The sequence below is a fragment of the Pseudomonas viridiflava genome, from assembly GCF_003702045.1.
Taxonomy (GTDB): Bacteria; Pseudomonadota; Gammaproteobacteria; order Pseudomonadales; family Pseudomonadaceae; genus Aquipseudomonas; species Aquipseudomonas viridiflava_C.
This window is the reverse complement of record NZ_RBTP01000048.1, coordinates 201342-217317: the sequence shown is the minus strand read 5'-3', so window position 1 is coordinate 217317 and position 15976 is coordinate 201342. Positions and strand designations below refer to the sequence as shown.

The window sequence follows — 15976 nt, the reverse complement described above, 5'->3', positions numbered from 1 at the left end:
CGGGTCAGAGCGCCGATATTACTGAGGAAATCGGGATGAAAATATCCGATGGTTTCGACGCTCGCAGGCTACGCCCGAAAGGCCGGAGCAACTGGGGCACACGCATAGGCACAGCGATTGCCGTCTTGCTGACACTGTGCGGCGTGCTGCTGGCGCTGGCTGGCGTCTCGAGCCTGATTGCGCATCCCCAGGCACTGAACGAACTGAACGCCAACCCCGCAGGCGCATCGGTCGTCGCCGCTAGCGGCTTGCTCGCGTTCCTTGCAGGGATGTGGCTGTGGCGCAGATGCCGTCGCGGGCCACGTCACGCCAATGGGCTGAGCATGTCGGCGCACTTGATGAAAAAACACGACTGAATCCTTCGTCTTCCCGGTTAAACTAGCCCTCTTCGCGGAGGCTCCATGCAAGACGACGATTTTTCCCTGTTCAGAAGCGAGACGCGTGGCGTCAAGCCCATCAAGCACGAACACGCCGATGTCGGCAAACCCAAAACTGACCGCAAATTACTGGCGCGCCTGCGTCAGTCAGCGACCGTGCGCACTGACGCCGTGACAGTCGATGGTCTGTCGGATCAATTCGTGATCGATGTGGGCCCCGAAGACGTGCTGAGCTGGTCACGCGACGGCGTTCAAGAGGCTCAGATGCGCAAGCTCAAGCTTGGGCAGATCAGCTTTGAAGGCACACTGGACCTGCACGGTATGAACGTCGAGCTGGCCCGGGAAACCCTGTGGGAATTTCTGGCCGAAGCCACGAAACTCGAAATCCGCTGCGTGCGCGTCACCCACGGCAAGGCCGTGCGACTGGACGGCAAGCGCCCGATGATCAAAAGCCACGTCAACACCTGGCTGCGTCAGCATTCACAGGTGCTGGGTTTCTGTTCATGCCTGGCCAAACACGGCGGCGCGGGCGCGGTGTATGTGATGCTCAAGCGCACCATGATGGAGGGTCGCGACGAATAAAACGTCGCGCTCAAGGTCTTTGGCATCAGCGACCACCGCCTGGTCCGAAACCGGGCCCGGAACCGCCACCCGCGCCAGGCCCCTGATGATGGCCGCCGCCTCCCCCGCCACCGTGTCCACCCGGACCGGGCCAAAACGGCCAACAGCCCGACATTGACGACAACACGATGGCAAACATCGCTATTTTCGCTATTCGACTCAACATCCCGGATTCACTCTTTCAGCGGACAGTATTTGAAGCACGGTCCATCAGACCGCACCATTCACCGAAAATGGGTAGCCAACGCGTTGTCGTCGGGTAAGCAAGCCGATACAACGGGCCGTTTTGCCGCACCGCCATACACCTGTCCCTGCACGTAAGTTACTATGTGCGCCTTGGCGAAGGGCTCATGCCTTCGCGTTTATCGAACCCACACGGAAACACAGTCCTGTGACACTGGAACAGAATTACACCGCCATCCTGGGGCAACTGGGCGAAGACGTCTCCCGCGAAGGCCTGCTCGACACACCCAAACGTGCCGCCAAGGCCATGCAGTACCTGTGTCGCGGTTATGCACAGACCCTTGAAGAAGTAACCAACGGCGCGCTCTTCAGCTCCGACGCCAGCGAGATGGTCATGGTCAAGGACATCGAGCTCTATTCGCTGTGCGAGCACCATCTGCTCCCGTTCATTGGCAAGGCGCATGTGGCCTACATCCCCAACGGCAAGGTGCTGGGCCTGTCGAAGGTCGCACGCATCGTCGACATGTACGCGCGTCGCCTGCAAATCCAGGAAAACCTCAGTCGTCAGATCGCTGAAGCCATCCAGCAGGTCACCGGCGCACTGGGCGTTGCGGTGGTCATTGAAGCCAAGCACATGTGCATGATGATGCGTGGCGTCGAAAAGCAGAATTCCGCCATGATCACTTCGGTGATGCTGGGCGAGTTCCGTGAGAACGCGGCAACGCGCAGTGAGTTTCTCAGCCTGATCAAATGACGTTGAGCCGGTAGCCATGTGGCCTTGGCTGAGGGTTGCCGGGCTCAGGGCTGCTACTTCAATCCCCTTTTCAAGAGGTTGTGATCGTGTTCATGAAAGCACTCCGGGTCGGTCTCGGCCAAGTTGTCATTGGCGTCGACTACCTCACCCGTCCAGGCAAGAAAAAGCGTGATCCGGCCGCTCAGGCTGCGGTTGATCAGGCAGCTCGGGACCTGACGCTGTATCAGTTTCACGCCTGCCCGTTCTGCGTGAAAACCCGCCGCACGCTGCATCGCCTGAATGTTCCGGTCGCATTGCGCGATGCCAAGAATAATGAGGCGGATCGTCAGGCGTTGCTCAGCGGAGGCGGCAAGATCAAAGTCCCTTGCCTGCGCATTCAGGAAGATGACAAGACCGTCTGGATGTACGAATCCAAGGTCATCATCGACTACCTGGACAAGCGCTTCGGCAGCGTCTGAGCCGGACACCTGCCCGCCACTAGCGCGGGCAACCCTCCTGTCGGCAGGCAACGTACGCGTTCAACTGGTCGACCCGGATTTTGGTCTGCCTGGCCAGGCACTGTGTCTGAAGCAGCGGCCAGATCGACCCTGAATCTTCTCGCTTACCCACCTGATACAGGCAATCTGCGTCGCGCAGGGCCAGCCACTTGCGCTGAGCATCCTTGAGCGCCTGTTTTTTCGCAGGGCTTTTAAGCCAGTTCATCTGCGCGTTGTACTGCGCGTTCAAGTCGGCATCGAGTCTGGCAAGATCGTTGGCGGCGCACTGATTCATACTCGCCTGATTGGCATCGCAGTCTTCGGCTTGAGCCGAACAACCAATGCCCAGCGCCATCAAGGCCGCCAGAAGGGTTATCGCGAAACGCATGGAATGTTCCTTTTCTCGCTGTATCAGTTGACCGTTGTGATGGAAACGCCAGCTCCCGAAGCGGCGATCAATCCAGCATCCCCACGTACCCCGGTTGATCCTTGACACGCTCCAGCCACTTGCGGATGCCCGAATAGGGCGCAAGGTCAAACCCGCCCTCATGCGCCACATGTGTGTAGGCATAGAGCGCGATGTCGGCGATGGAGAAGTTCTGGCCGACCAGAAACGGCGTGCGGTCCAGTTGCTGCTCCATGACGGCCAGGGCGCGGTAGCCGGATTTCTGCATGGCGCGGTATTCGGTCATGCGCTCGGCGGGCAAGCCCAGATAAAACTGAATGAAGCGTGCAACCGCCACCGATGGCTCGTGGCTGTATTGCTCAAAGAACTGCCATTGCAGCACTTGAGTGCGCAGCCGTGGCTCGGTCGGCAGGTAGGCGGTGCCGTCAGCCAGGAAGTTGAGAATCGCATTGGACTCCCACAGACAGGTGCCGTCTTCCAGCTCCAGAACCGGAATCTTGCCGTTGGGGTTCTTGGCCAGGAACGCAGGTGTCTGGGTTTCGCCGTTGAGAATATCGACCGGCACCCACTCGTATTGAATGCACAGCAAATTGAGCATCAGCTTGATCTTGTAGCAGTTGCCGGAATTGTAATCGCCGTAAACCTTGTACATCGCCCTGCCCCTTCTATGACCGAAGACCCTGCTGATCGAACCGATTCAGGCTGCCTTGAGATTCTGTGCTGCGCGTACGACAGATGCCAGTCGTTTTACACCTTCATTCAAGCGAGCCGGGTCAATGTGACTGAAGTTGAGTCGCAGATGACCATGATTGGCATCCGGATCGGCAAAGAACGGCTCGCCGGGCATGAAGGCCACGTCCTGCGCCAGCGCGGCGCTCAGCAGCGTGCGCGTATCCAGTGGCTGACGCAGGGTCAGCCAGAAGAACAGGCCCCCTTGCGGACTGTTCCATTCGGCCAGATCGCCGAAGTGTTCCTGCAACGCCTGCTCGAACGCATCACGTCGGGTGCGATAGAACGCGCGCAGTGTCAGCAGATGGTCACGGTAATGGTCAGTACCGATCCACTGCAAAGCCTGCCATTGCCCAAGGCGATTGGTGTGCAGATCCGCCGACTGTTTGAGACGCAGCAGGTGCGCAAACAGATTGGGACTGGCAATCAGGTAGCCTACACGCAGACCGGGCAGCAAAGTCTTGGAAACCGTCCCGGTGTAGATCCAGCTCGATGTTTTCAAGCGGCTGACAATAGGCCTGGCGCTGGCGCCGTCGAAACTCAGCTCGCGGTAAGGCTCATCTTCGATCAGCGTGACACCGAACTCGTCGAGTAATGCCGCAACAGCCTCGCGACTGGCTTCGCTATAGCGCACGGCAGAGGGGTTCTGGAACGTCGGTATAAGGTAAGCGAACGCAGGCCGGTGCTGCTCCAGACGCTGGCGCATGGCGACAAGATCCGGTCCATCAGCCTGCAGCGGAACCGTGATGCAGTCCGCGCCAAACAGTTGAAAGATCTGCAGCGCGGCAAGGTACGTAGGGGCTTCCAAGAGGATTTCGGTGCCCTTGTCGATGTACAGCTTGGCGGCCAGATCCAGCGTCTGTTGCGAACCGCTGACCACCAGCACCTGACTGGCCTCACAGGGAATGCCCAGCGCTCTGGCCTCGGCTGCCAATGCCTCACGCAACGCGGGCTCGCCTTCGCTCATGCCGTATTGGCCCAAGGCAACGGGCATGTCGGCCCACTTGACGTTCGGCAGCATGGACTCTGCAGGTAAACCACCGGCAAACGACATCACTTCCGGACGCTGGGCGGCGGCGAGAATCTCGCGGATCAAAGAACTTTTCAGGCGGGAAACGCGTTCGGAGAATGGCATGACAATATCCCTGGCGAAGCCAAATCAAAATGAGTCAAACTTGTTGACTCAAATTACGCCCCACCGCCCGGATACGTCAATATGCTTGACCTTAAAAATCCTGCCAATCAACAACGCGCAATGGAAGCATTCTTCTTCGGCTATCAAGCGTTCACGGCCAAGGCCGACGAGATGCTGGAAAAACGTGGCTTCAGCCGTGTCCACCAACGCATCGTGTTTTTCATCGCTCGCTACCCCGATTTGAGCGTCAAGCAATTGCTGACCGTGCTCGGCGTCAGCAAACAGGCTCTAAACGCACCGCTGCGACAATTGATCGCCATGAACCTGGTCCACAGTGCGACTCCCGAAGCGGACAAGCGCAAGCGGCTGCTGGGCCTGACCGAAGAGGGCATCAGGTTTGAACAGGCGCTGCGCCGTGAGCAGGTCAAGCTGCTGCAACGCGTATTCGCTGAAGCGGGTCAGGCAGCGGTGGATGGCTGGATGACGGTCAACGAAGCACTGGGCCAGACCCTGCAATCCAGCGCACGCCCTGTCGAGCCTGCCGCCGACTGATCAAAACGATCACCTGTCGAAACCAACTGTTCCGGCGTTTGCTTATGCCGCTGTATCGCACGCCCGCCCGGCGATACGTATAGGCTGAGCGCCCTTTGCTGCCTGCCGCTCATCAAGGAAGACCTGAATGAACCGCCCCCTCACCGTGCGCCTGCGTCCACTGGCAGACTCGTCGCCCTCCTCCGTTGTCGCAGGCTTCATCGCCATGATGACCGGCTGCACCAGCTCACTTGTGCTGATGTTCCAGGCCGGCCAGGCGGCAGGGCTGACTAACCTGCAGATTTCATCCTGGCTGTGGGCACTGTTCATGGGCATGGCGGTATGCAGCATTGGCCTTTCACTGCGTTATCGCGCCCCGATCACGGTCGCCTGGTCCACGCCAGGCGCCGCCTTACTGATCAGCAGCCTGGGCGGCGTCACGTACCCGCAAGCCATTGGCGCGTTCATCACCTGCGCGGTGCTGGTCATGGTGTGTGGCCTGACCGGCAGTTTCGAACGCATGGTCAAACGCCTGCCCGCTTCCCTCGCAGCAGCCTTGCTGGCCGGTATTCTGTTCAAGATCGGCAGCGAGATTTTCATTGCCGTGCAGCATCGCACCAGTCTGGTACTGGGTATGTTCCTGACGTATCTGGTGGTCAAGCGTTTATCGCCACGCTACTCGGTGCTGGCAGCGCTGCTGGTGGGCGTCCTGCTGTCGGGCTGGCTCGGATTGCTAAATTTCGACGGCCTGACGCTGGAGGTGGCCACGCCCGTCTGGACGACACCGGAGTTTTCACTGGCAGCGACCATCAGCATCGGCATCCCGCTGTTCGTGGTGGCCATGACCTCGCAGAACATGCCAGGGATTGCGGTACTGCGAGCCGATGGGTATCAGACGCCCGCCTCGCCATTGATCTGCGCGACCGGCATTGCTTCACTGCTGGCGGCACCGTTCGGCTCCCACGGCGTCAATCTGGCGGCGATCAGCGCAGCGATCTGCACCGGGCCACACGCCCACGAGGACAAGGACAAGCGCTACACGGCGGCGATCTGGTGCGGCATTTTCTATGGCATTGCCGGCATCTTCGGCGCAACGCTGGCCGCGCTGTTCAGTGCATTTCCAAAAGAACTGGTGCTGTCGATTGCGGCGCTGGCGCTGTTCGGCTCGATCATCAACGGCCTGACCGTCGCAATGGCCGAACCCGCAGAGCGCGAGCCGGCATTGATCACCTTCATGGTGACCGCATCGGGACTGACGCTATTTTCCGTCGGGTCGGCATTCTGGGGCATCGTGGCCGGGGTGCTGACGCTGTTGATTTTGCGCCCGCGCCGAGCGGTGTAGCCGGCGTTAAGATCGAGCGGCAGCGGCGACCAACAGCGTACCTGCGTCTGCGTCCAGAACGGCCTGAGTTCCCAGCGGCACGGCCTGATTCAAATCGCCGTGACCTACCGGCAATCCGCCCAACACCGGGATACCCAGGTTACCCAGACGCTCGGCCAATACGTCGGCGGGGCTGATGGTGCCTCCTGTGTTGAGGGCGGGGCTGAACTCGCCCAGCGCAATGCCTGCCAGGCGACCAAGCATCCCGCAGTTGCCAAGATGGGTCAGCATGCGATCGACGCGGTAAGCGGCCTCGCTGACCTCTTCGAGCAGCAGAATCGCTCCGCTCAGGTCAGGCATGAACGGCGTGCCGACCGATGTGCTTAACATGCACAGATTGCCCCCCAGCAGCACGCCCTGCGCGGCCCCGCCGCTCCGAATCCGAGCGGTCGGTGCGGCAGGGTCTGAACGGAGCAGGACCGGTTCGGTGCTCATCAATACGTGGCGCATGCCGCTGGCAAACAACCCGCCGCGCTCCAATTGAGTCGCAACCGGGCCGTGAATGCTCGCCAGACGTGCATGGTTCCAGAGCGCGCCGTGCAAAGCGGTGATATCCGAAAAGCCGGTGACCAGCTTCGGATCGCTGCGAACGGCGTTCATATCGACCTGCTGGACAATCCGCTGCATGCCATATCCGCCACGACTACAGATCACGGCTCTGATGTCCGGATCGGCCAGTGCGGCGTTGAGGTCGGCCAGGCGCTCTTCGTCAGTACCCGAATAAAAGGAATGCTTGCCCAACGCGTGGGGGTAGACCCGTGGGCGCAATCCCCAACTCTTCAGAACCTCGACCGCCGACTCGATTTTGCGCGGGTCCACCGGCCCGGCAGGCGACACCAGCGCGACGGCGTCGCCAGCACGCAAAACCTGAGGGTGTAGGGTGTTCGAGTTCGTCGAGGACATGCCAGTAATCCGTACTTCAATGAACGGCCAATGTAGAGCACCCGCCTGAAGGACTCAAGGCGCAGACCCTTACTGCGTGAGGGCGATGTGGATCATTTTGAACGCAGCGGCCTGCCTGGACTCCTATCAACCATATGGATCAGGCAGCATTCGCTCAACGACCGCTGCTTGCCTCAACCACCGTCCGAGGCTTGAATCACTTTTTGACTTCTTTAGGAGGCCCTGCCATGACCGATTTATCCAACCGTCAATTCCTGCTCGCCAAACGCCCTTCAGGTGCGGTGCGCCGTGATGATTTCACCTATCAGGAAATCCCTGTACCCGCGTTGGCAGACGGTCAGATTCTGCTCAGAAACAAATACTTGTCGCTGGACCCTGCCATGCGCGGCTGGATGAACGAAGGCAAGTCTTACATCCCGCCTGTACAGCTGGGCGAAGTGATGCGCGCGCTGGGCGTGGGTGAAGTGCTTGAATCGAAGAACCCGAAATTCGCCAAAGGCGATCATGTGCAAGGCGCCATCGGTGTTCAGGACTATTTTGTCGGCGAGCCCAAGGGCTTTTACAAGGTCGACACACACCTGGCGCCATTGCCACTTTACCTTTCGGCACTGGGCATGACAGGCATGACCGCCTATTTCGCATTACTGGATGTCGGCCTGCCGAAAAGCGGTGACACCGTTGTCATTTCTGGTGCAGCTGGCGCGGTGGGCAGCATTGCCGGACAAATCGCCAAGCTCAAGGGCTGCCGAGTGGTAGGCATCGCTGGCGGCAAGGAAAAATGCAGCCTGCTGACCAAAGAGCTGGGGTTTGACGCGGCCATTGATTACAAGGCCGAGAGCGACATTCACAAGGCATTGAAACGTGAATGCCCGGATGGCGTGAACGTCTACTTCGACAACGTGGGCGGCGACATTCTGGATGCCGTGCTCAGCCAACTGGCCGTTGGCGCACGTGTCGTGATCTGCGGTGCGATCAGCCAGTACAACGCAACCACGGCGGTCAAAGGTCCGGCCAATTACCTCTCGCTGCTGGTCAATCGCGCGCGCATGGAAGGCTTCGTGGTGCTGGACCACGCTTCACGCTTCGGTGAAGCCGGTAAAGAATTGGCAGGCTGGGTCAAGGACGGCAAGATCAAGAGCAAGGAACACATCGAGGAAGGCCTTGAAACCTTCCCTGAAACCCTGCTCAAGCTGTTCAGCGGCGAGAACTTCGGCAAGTTGATGCTGAAAGTGGACTGAAGTCGCTGAACCCGGATGAGCGTGCCAATGCCCTGCGTTGGCACGCCGCAGCAAGTCCCTGCGTCACACTCCAGAGCAGGCGCATGGGGACGATTCTGGATTCGCCGCCAGCTACGCCAGTTCGGCAACCACCGCTGCCAAGGCTTTGGCCGGATCGGCTGCCTGGCTGATCGGGCGTCCGATCACGAGGTAATCCGAGCCTGCGTCCAGTGCCTGGCGCGGGGTCAGGATGCGGCGTTGATCATCCTGCGCGCTGCCCGCCGGACGGATACCAGGCGTCACCAGCTGCAATGAAGGGTGAGCCGCTTTCAGGGCCTGCGCCTCAAGCGCCGAACACACCAGACCATCCATGCCCGCCTTCTCGGCCAACGCTGCCAGACGCAACACCTGCACCTGCGGATCGATATCCAGTCCGATACCGGCCAGATCCTCACGTTCCATGCTGGTTAGAACGGTCACACCGATCAGCAGTGGCTTCGGACCACTGCGCTGTTCCAGCACTTCACGGCACGCGGCCATCATGCGCAAGCCGCCGGAGCAATGAACGTTGACCATCCACACACCCATCTCTGCCGCAGCCTTGACCGCCATTGCCGTGGTGTTGGGGATGTCATGGAATTTCAAATCCAGGAACACGTCGAAGCCCTTGTCACGCAGCGTCTCTACGATGTCCGAGGCACAGCTGGTGAACAGTTCCTTGCCCACCTTGACCCGGCACAGCGTGGGGTCGAGCTGATCTGCCAGACGCAGGGCGGCTTCGCGGGTCGGGAAATCCAGGGCGACGATGACAGGGGTCTGGCAGGCGGACATGAGTGGGCTCTCAAGTAAGTCGAAATCGGCGCGCATTGTAGCCGAACCATTGACGAGACGGGACCCACAGATCGGTAATTGCCCTGTGCCACCCCTCTTTCGTTGCATCAGGCGGCCGAGAAAAACCTGCCGAAACCTGCACTTGCAGCGAACACGGCAACGCCACTGCGCACCAAAGACGCACTTCCAGATGAATCGATTCACTCATCCGTTCTGCAAACGACCCCTTTTGAAGCATTACGACGGTTCCTCATGCACTGGCACGGGCTCTGCAACAGGATGTTTCGAAGAACTTCGAACCTCAGGGAGACAACGATGAGCACTCAACTCAAGCCCACGCTGGGCACGCTGCATTTATGGGGGATCGCGGTCGGGCTGGTGATCTCCGGCGAATACTTCGGCTGGAGCTACGGCTGGGGCGTGGCAGGCACGCTGGGTTTTCTGGTAACAGCGCTGATGGTTGCCACCATGTACACCTGCTTCATCTTCAGTTTCACCGAACTGACCACCGCCATTCCCCACGCCGGCGGCCCGTTTGCCTACAGCCGTCGTGCATTCGGAGAGAAAGGCGGGCTGATCGCCGGCATGGCGACGCTGATTGAATTCGTGTTCGCGCCCCCGGCCATTGCGCTGGCGATCGGGGCGTACCTCAACGTGCAATATCCAGGGCTTGATCCCAAGCATGCGGCCGTGGGCGCCTACATCGTGTTCATGGCCCTTAACATCATGGGCGTTAAGCTGGCGGCCACCTTCGAACTGGTGGTGTGCATTCTGGCCGTGGCCGAATTGCTGGTGTTCATGGGCGTGGTGGCACCGGCCTTCAGCTTCAGCAATTTTGCCCTCAATGGCTGGGCAGGCTCGCAGACATTCGGCCCTGAGGCCATCACCGGGATGTTCGCGGCCATTCCCTTCGCCATCTGGTTCTTCCTGGCCATCGAAGGCGCAGCAATGGCGGCAGAAGAAGCCAAGGACCCCAAGCGCACCATTCCAAAAGCCTACATCAGCGGCATTCTGACGCTGGTCACCCTGGCGCTGGGCGTGATGCTGTTTGCCGGTGGCGTGGGCGACTGGCGCACGCTGGCCAACATCAACGATCCTCTGCCCCAAGCGATGAAAGCCGTGGTGGGTGACAGTTCGGGCTGGCTGCACATGCTGGTGTGGATCGGCCTGTTCGGCCTGGTAGCCAGTTTCCACGGGATCATTCTGGGCTACTCGCGTCAGTTCTTCGCCCTGGCCCGCGCCGGCTATCTGCCTGCATCACTCGCCAAACTGTCGCGTTTCCAGACGCCACACCGAGCCATCATTGCAGGCGGCCTGATCGGCATTGCCGCCATCTACAGTGATGGGCTGATCAACCTTGGCGGCATGACGTTGACGGCGGCGATGATCACGATGGCTGTGTTCGGCGCTATCGTGATGTACATCATGAGCATGCTCAGCCTGTTCAAACTGCGTAAGGCGGAGCCCCTGCTGGAGCGCTCGTTCCTTGCACCCGGCTACCCGGTCGTGCCTGGCATTGCGCTGGCATTGGCCGTGGTATGCCTGATCGCGATGGTCTGGTTCAACATGCTGATCGGCCTCATCTTCCTCGGCCTCATGGCCATCAGCTTCATCTACTTCAGCCTGACCGCCAAGTCGCGCGCCGACGCACCTGCGGACGCAATGCTCACCGGCCGCTGACAGGACCACATCGCGCTGTCCAGCGCCGCATGCGATTCGGTCGCACGCGGCGTTTGCATGACGCCTACACTTGAACCATTGGGCCGCGCCGCTGCTCAAACCGGTATCACAAGAAGGAGTGCGTTATGCCCTGGTATGCCTGGTTAATCCTGTTGGTTGCAATCGGTTCAATCGCGGGTGGCCTGATGATGCTGCGCGATACAGCAAAAAAGGTGCCGCTGACCGAAGATCAACTCAAGCGCGTTCATGAACGCAATGCAGAAATGGACGCGAAGGAAGCCAAGGATCGCTGACATCACCGGGGCGATGGCGATCAAGCCTCTCGCCCGCGTTCTTGAATGCCGCTATTGGATCGCCGCTTCAGCCTGAAGCGGCACTACCTTGATGTTCAAAGGCTGGAAGATCGTATCCAGCGCCCCGCCCTCACGCAGCTTTTGCAGCAACCGACTGAACTGCGCTCCGTTGATAGCGCCCTCCGGACGCATCAGGGCGTACTGCCGATAGATCTGGTCCACACGCTCGGACACCAGCAATTGCGAAGCTTCTTCCTTGTTCCGAGACATGAAGTCAATCAGATAAGAACGTGTGATAGGCGCGACGTCGGCCCGCCCTCTTATCACCATCAGCAGGTTGCTGTCGTGTGAATAGGTGGAAGTGATGTTGAAATGCTCAGCCAGGTACTTCGGGTCGGCGTTGAAGTTGGCGAACCCGTAATGATACCCGCTGAAAATCGCCAGTCGCTTGTTATGCAAGTCATCGAAATAGTCCTGCCGACGCCCCTCTGTCCGGCGAGCGACGTAAACCTCGGCATCTTCAAGCCCCATGTCTACGGTTTCGTGAGCGATACCCTTCCAGCCCCAATCAGGGTTTTCAAAGATCGCCACATCGAAACGCCCTTCGGCAAAATCGCGAAACCTGCGCGGCACGGAGGTGGGCACCATGATGAATTGATAGTCATGCTGCTCGGTATTCAATGCCGTGACCAACTGCGGCAGAAGACCTGCGTCTTCGCCTTTCTCGGGACGCACCATATAAGGCGGGAAATGCACGGCGGCGACGCGTACGATCTGGACAGCGGCGGCCTGCGAGGCCGACAGCAAAGACATGACCAGAAACGTCCCCAGAGCAGCCCTGCGTGCAAACACATCGATCATCACTGCATGTTTCTTCATAAAAACGACATCGATTAAAACCCCACACGCTATGCGGTTTCGATGTTTTAAACAACTCCCGAATCAGCGAACAAGTATCGATTCAGTGATCGGGTTCTCAAGAGACACTTCACGGATCCAGGCAAGGCACCAACACCGTATTCAAGGGTCGATGTAAAGGCTGGCAATACCTCCACGCCGCCCTGGGACTACCGGCTGACGAGACAACCGGGCACAGCCGACCGTATATGGCTACGCTCGACACAATGCACACTGAAGGGAGCTTGATAATGCCGCATTGGCTGGTGATTGATCTTGAGGCAACCACTGAAGAAGGGGGTTGGCCGGTCGCGGAAATGGAAGTCATTGAAATAGGCGCGACACTGGTCAATCAGGACGGTCGGGAGCTGGATCATTTCGAACGCTTCGTACGTCCGGTTCGCAGACCCCTGCTGACGCACTTCTGCCGTGAGCTGACCCATATCTCACAAAGCAACATCAACAGCGCCAGCTCGTTTTCGAGCGTATGGCCGTTGTTCGAACGCTGGCTCAGCCACCATCGCGCTCGGGTCGTCGGCTGGGCAAGTTGGGGGGATTACGACCGCAAGCAGCTCGAAGAAGAATGGCGTCAACATCAATTGACCAGCGCACTGTCCGACATGCCCTATGTCAACCTGAAACAGCGCTTTGCACAGGCCCGGCAACTTCAGCGCCCTGTCGGGCTGAACAACGCGTTGCAACTGGCGGGCATGCAGTTTACCGGACAGCAACACCGCGCACTGGTTGATGCCCGCAACACGGCCAGACTGCTTCCACTGATCTTGCACAACTGAATGCAGAGTCATCGGGAAAAGAGCGAGCCCATCATTTGGTATTAATCACTTGGAAAGGGGAGTGCTGCATTATGAGTGACGAGATTTTACAGGTTGGGCATACTGGCAAGCCTCTTTTAACCCCCTTGATAAGGAATCGCCCATGTTCAAAGTGAATGAATACTTCGACGGCACCGTCAAATCCATCGCGTTCAGTCAGACCGAAGGTCAGGCAACCATCGGCGTGATGGCGGCGGGCGAATACGAATTCGGCACGGCACAACGAGAAATCATGCACGTGATTTCGGGCGAACTGAGCGTAAAACTTCCAGACAGCACCGACTGGGAAACCTTCGCCACCGGTAGCCAGTTCAACGTACCCGCCAACAGCAAGTTCCAGCTCAAGGTCAGCGTAGATACCGCCTATCTGTGTGAATACCGCTGACAGACTCAGGTGGGAGGGGTTGTCCTCCCACTGACTTGCGTACGAAAGCGAGCCCTACCCCGCCTCCTCCATTCCCACATTGAACTGCAACGCTGCCAGTCTCGCGTAAAGCGGATTACTGGCGATCAACTGCTTGTGCGTTCCGACAGCCACCAGGCGGCCTTTGTCCATGACCGCAATCCGATCGGCATTCTGTACCGTGGCCAGCCTGTGAGCGATCACCAGTGTAGTGCGGCCTTTCATCAAGCTCGGCAGCGCCTCCTGAATAAGATGCTCGCTTTGCGCGTCCAGCGCACTGGTGGCCTCGTCCAGCAGCAAAATGGGTGCATCCACCAACAAAGCCCGGGCGATAGCCAGACGCTGGCGCTGTCCGCCCGACAGTCCCGTGCCGCCATCCCCGAGGTGAGTCTGGTAGCCGTCGGCCATGTCCAGAATGAACTCATGGGCATGAGCGATGCGCGCCGCCGCCTGAACCTGCTCCGAGGTCGCCTCAGCGTTTCCATAGCGAATGTTGTCTTCGACGCTGCCGAAAAACAGCGCAGGCGACTGCGAAACGAAGGCAAAGCAACGACGCAGATCAACGGGATCAAGCTGGGCAATCGGCATGCCCTCCAGCAGCACACGGCCCTGCTGAGGATCATAGAAGCGCAGCAGGAGGTCAAAGAGCGTCGACTTGCCAGCCCCCGACGGCCCCACGATAGCCAGGGTTTCGCCCGCGTCGACGGTCAGTGACAGGTGATCGACCGCATTGCGCTCAGGGCGCGACGGGTAGGCAAAGCTGACGTTCTCCAATACCAGTCGTCCGGTCACCCGTGCAGGCAAGCGCTGGGTATCGAGGGCCGGCGCCGTGATTTCACTCCTGGCCTGAAGCAACTCACTGATCCGCTCGGCGGCACCCGCTGCACGCTGTAGCTCACCGATCACTTCGCTCAAGGTCCCGATGGCCATCCCGACCACCAGTGCATAAAACACGAAGGCGGCCAGTTCGCCACTGGAGATACGGCCGCTGATCACGTCCATCCCGCCCACCCACAGCATAACGGCGACTGCACCCAGCACCAGCACGATCACCACAGTGACCAGCCAGGAGCGCTGCAAAATCCGCTTGCGAGCCGTGTCGAAGGCCTGCTCCGCCGTACGGGAAAAACGCTGCTTATCCTGCTGCTGATGGTTGTAGGCTTGAACCGTCTTGATCTGGCCCAACGCCTCGGCCACATAGCTGCCGACATCAGCCACCCGGTCCTGACTTTCGCGAGACAGGCTGCGCACGCGCCTGCCGAACATCAGAATGGGCGCAATGATCAATGGCAGGGCAACGACCACAATGCTGGTCAGCTTGGGATTGGTCACGAACAGCAAGACCACACCGCCGATCACCATCAACGCGTTGCGCAAGAACATTGACAATGACGAGCCGATCACCGATTGCAGCAAGGTGGTGTCAGCGGTCAGTCGCGACTGGATTTCCGAACTGCGGTTGTTCTCATAAAAGCCGGGGTGCAATTCGATCAGATGATCGAAGACCCTTTTGCGCAGGTCCGCCACAACGCGCTCGCCGATCCATGAAACCAGATAGAACCGGGTGAACGTACCGATGGCCAGGCAGATCGTGAGCAGCATGAACAGGCCAATGGAGCGCTCCAGCAACTCCGGTGACCGGGTCATGAACCCTTGGTCGACCATCAGCTTGATGCCCTGCCCCATCGACAAGGTGACGCCTGCGGTGACAATGAGCGCCAGCAGCGCACCCAACGCCTGCCATCGATAAGGCGCGATGAAGCCCATTGCCAGACGAACGGCGTGACGCTGACGACGGGAAAACACTGAAATCATGAAAACCGAACCTACCTGTACGTCTGGAGTGACCGAGCCGTCAGCGTACACCCCTGACGCGACGAAAACGTCGGGGGCTGTCTGTAAATTCGCTGAACTTGCGCGGCAGAAAAGGGGTCATGTGGTATGTCTGCTTTACAACAGTCCTATACAGGATCGATCTAAGCAAATGCTGGCAGATTTACAGTATTTCTGTTGGACTAAAACAGCGTCTGAGCGGCCACCGATGTCACAGAGCGGTCATCAAGCGCGGCTATTTTAACGTGCAAACCTGATGAAGGAGAAACACCATGAGCCTGCAAGAGCGCAGCAGTCATGAAGTCACTGTCGTTCGAGCGAACCCGGACCTGCCTGTTGGCGGTGCGATTCTCGACCAGGATGGGCGTGAAGTCGTGATCACTGAAGAAATGGTGCAAGCCGCTTGTCAGGCATGTGACAAGCTGTGGGTCAGCCCCGAAAAACAAAACTGAGCCGTACCGAATGCTTTAGAACCCGACCCCAGCGTCGGGTT

The 15976-nt window shown here is 59.2% G+C and carries 19 protein-coding genes; 12 read left to right on the top strand and 7 right to left on the bottom strand.

Translation table 11 applies throughout. The features are described from left to right. Window positions 1-35: 35 nt before the first annotated feature. From ALP40_RS16100 to ALP40_RS16080, 4 genes are all read left to right on the top strand, one after another. Window positions 36-356, top strand: coding sequence for a hypothetical protein (locus tag ALP40_RS16100; RefSeq protein WP_122209212.1), 321 nt, complete (start codon window positions 36-38; stop codon window positions 354-356). A gap of 45 nt (window positions 357-401) precedes the next feature. Beyond that, complete coding sequence (locus ALP40_RS16095; RefSeq protein WP_122209211.1) at window positions 402-959, top strand: Smr/MutS family protein; 558 nt, start codon at window positions 402-404, stop codon at window positions 957-959. Window positions 960-1389: 430 nt separating this feature from the next. After that, window positions 1390-1935, top strand: coding sequence for a GTP cyclohydrolase I FolE (gene folE / locus ALP40_RS16085; RefSeq protein WP_002552836.1), 546 nt, complete (start codon window positions 1390-1392; stop codon window positions 1933-1935). Between the two features lie 86 nt (window positions 1936-2021). Continuing rightward, window positions 2022-2393: a glutathione S-transferase N-terminal domain-containing protein gene (locus ALP40_RS16080; protein WP_181114840.1), complete on the top strand. Its 372-nt coding sequence runs from the start codon at window positions 2022-2024 to the stop codon at window positions 2391-2393. 19 nt (window positions 2394-2412) lie between these two features. On the opposite strand, the gene ALP40_RS16075 is transcribed toward ALP40_RS16080, so the two are convergent. The 3 genes from ALP40_RS16075 to ALP40_RS16065 form a co-directional block, all read right to left on the bottom strand. Then, complete coding sequence (locus ALP40_RS16075) at window positions 2413-2799, bottom strand: lysozyme inhibitor LprI family protein (protein ID WP_122209209.1); 387 nt, start codon at window positions 2797-2799, stop codon at window positions 2413-2415. A gap of 67 nt (window positions 2800-2866) precedes the next feature. Beyond that, on the bottom strand, window positions 2867-3469 hold the full coding sequence (locus tag ALP40_RS16070) for a glutathione S-transferase family protein (RefSeq protein WP_122209208.1): 603 nt from the start codon (window positions 3467-3469) through the stop codon (window positions 2867-2869). Window positions 3470-3514: 45 nt separating this feature from the next. Continuing rightward, window positions 3515-4681 (bottom strand): PLP-dependent aminotransferase family protein, encoded by a 1167-nt coding sequence (locus ALP40_RS16065; protein WP_122209207.1) that lies wholly within the window; start codon window positions 4679-4681, stop codon window positions 3515-3517. 81 nt (window positions 4682-4762) lie between these two features. Here ALP40_RS16065 and ALP40_RS16060 point away from each other — a divergent pair, with 81 nt between their 5' ends. After that, window positions 4763-5233 carry a MarR family winged helix-turn-helix transcriptional regulator gene (locus ALP40_RS16060; protein WP_122209206.1) on the top strand — a complete coding sequence of 157 codons (471 nt, stop codon included), beginning with the start codon at window positions 4763-4765 and terminating at the stop codon, window positions 5231-5233. Between the two features lie 127 nt (window positions 5234-5360). Further along, window positions 5361-6554: a benzoate/H(+) symporter BenE family transporter gene (locus ALP40_RS16055; RefSeq protein ID WP_122209205.1), complete on the top strand. Its 1194-nt coding sequence runs from the start codon at window positions 5361-5363 to the stop codon at window positions 6552-6554. Window positions 6555-6560: 6 nt separating this feature from the next. Here ALP40_RS16055 and ALP40_RS16050 read toward each other — a convergent pair whose 3' ends face one another. Next, window positions 6561-7496, bottom strand: coding sequence for an LD-carboxypeptidase (locus ALP40_RS16050; RefSeq protein ID WP_122209204.1), 936 nt, complete (start codon window positions 7494-7496; stop codon window positions 6561-6563). A 227-nt stretch (window positions 7497-7723) separates the two neighbouring features. Here ALP40_RS16050 and ALP40_RS16045 point away from each other — a divergent pair, with 227 nt between their 5' ends. Further along, window positions 7724-8734 (top strand): NADP-dependent oxidoreductase, encoded by a 1011-nt coding sequence (locus tag ALP40_RS16045; RefSeq protein WP_122209203.1) that lies wholly within the window; start codon window positions 7724-7726, stop codon window positions 8732-8734. A gap of 111 nt (window positions 8735-8845) precedes the next feature. On the opposite strand, the gene pyrF is transcribed toward ALP40_RS16045, so the two are convergent. Continuing rightward, entirely contained in the window at window positions 8846-9544 is a 699-nt protein-coding gene (pyrF, locus tag ALP40_RS16040) for an orotidine-5'-phosphate decarboxylase (protein WP_181114829.1), read from the bottom strand. A 315-nt stretch (window positions 9545-9859) separates the two neighbouring features. Between pyrF and eat the strand changes: the two genes are divergently transcribed. Further along, on the top strand, window positions 9860-11224 hold the full coding sequence (gene eat, locus ALP40_RS16035) for an ethanolamine permease (protein WP_122209201.1): 1365 nt from the start codon (window positions 9860-9862) through the stop codon (window positions 11222-11224). Between the two features lie 125 nt (window positions 11225-11349). Further along, window positions 11350-11517: a DUF2897 family protein gene (locus tag ALP40_RS16030; protein ID WP_122209200.1), complete on the top strand. Its 168-nt coding sequence runs from the start codon at window positions 11350-11352 to the stop codon at window positions 11515-11517. 51 nt (window positions 11518-11568) lie between these two features. Here ALP40_RS16030 and ALP40_RS16025 read toward each other — a convergent pair whose 3' ends face one another. Next, the gene (locus ALP40_RS16025) at window positions 11569-12396 is read right to left on the bottom strand and encodes an ABC transporter substrate-binding protein (RefSeq protein WP_122209199.1); all 828 of its coding nucleotides are present in this window, start codon (window positions 12394-12396) and stop codon (window positions 11569-11571) included. 269 nt (window positions 12397-12665) lie between these two features. On the opposite strand from ALP40_RS16025, the gene ALP40_RS16020 reads away from it, so the two are divergent. Both ALP40_RS16020 and ALP40_RS16015 read left to right on the top strand, forming a co-directional pair. Continuing rightward, window positions 12666-13208 carry an exonuclease domain-containing protein gene (locus tag ALP40_RS16020; RefSeq protein ID WP_122209198.1) on the top strand — a complete coding sequence of 181 codons (543 nt, stop codon included), beginning with the start codon at window positions 12666-12668 and terminating at the stop codon, window positions 13206-13208. Window positions 13209-13350: 142 nt separating this feature from the next. Further along, window positions 13351-13632, top strand: coding sequence for a pyrimidine/purine nucleoside phosphorylase (locus ALP40_RS16015; protein WP_122209197.1), 282 nt, complete (start codon window positions 13351-13353; stop codon window positions 13630-13632). A gap of 54 nt (window positions 13633-13686) precedes the next feature. Here ALP40_RS16015 and ALP40_RS16010 read toward each other — a convergent pair whose 3' ends face one another. Further along, window positions 13687-15465, bottom strand: coding sequence for an ABC transporter transmembrane domain-containing protein (locus tag ALP40_RS16010; protein ID WP_122209196.1), 1779 nt, complete (start codon window positions 15463-15465; stop codon window positions 13687-13689). 290 nt (window positions 15466-15755) lie between these two features. On the opposite strand from ALP40_RS16010, the gene ALP40_RS16005 reads away from it, so the two are divergent. Then, complete coding sequence (locus tag ALP40_RS16005) at window positions 15756-15935, top strand: PA1571 family protein (RefSeq protein WP_122209195.1); 180 nt, start codon at window positions 15756-15758, stop codon at window positions 15933-15935. Window positions 15936-15976: the final 41 nt, after the last annotated feature.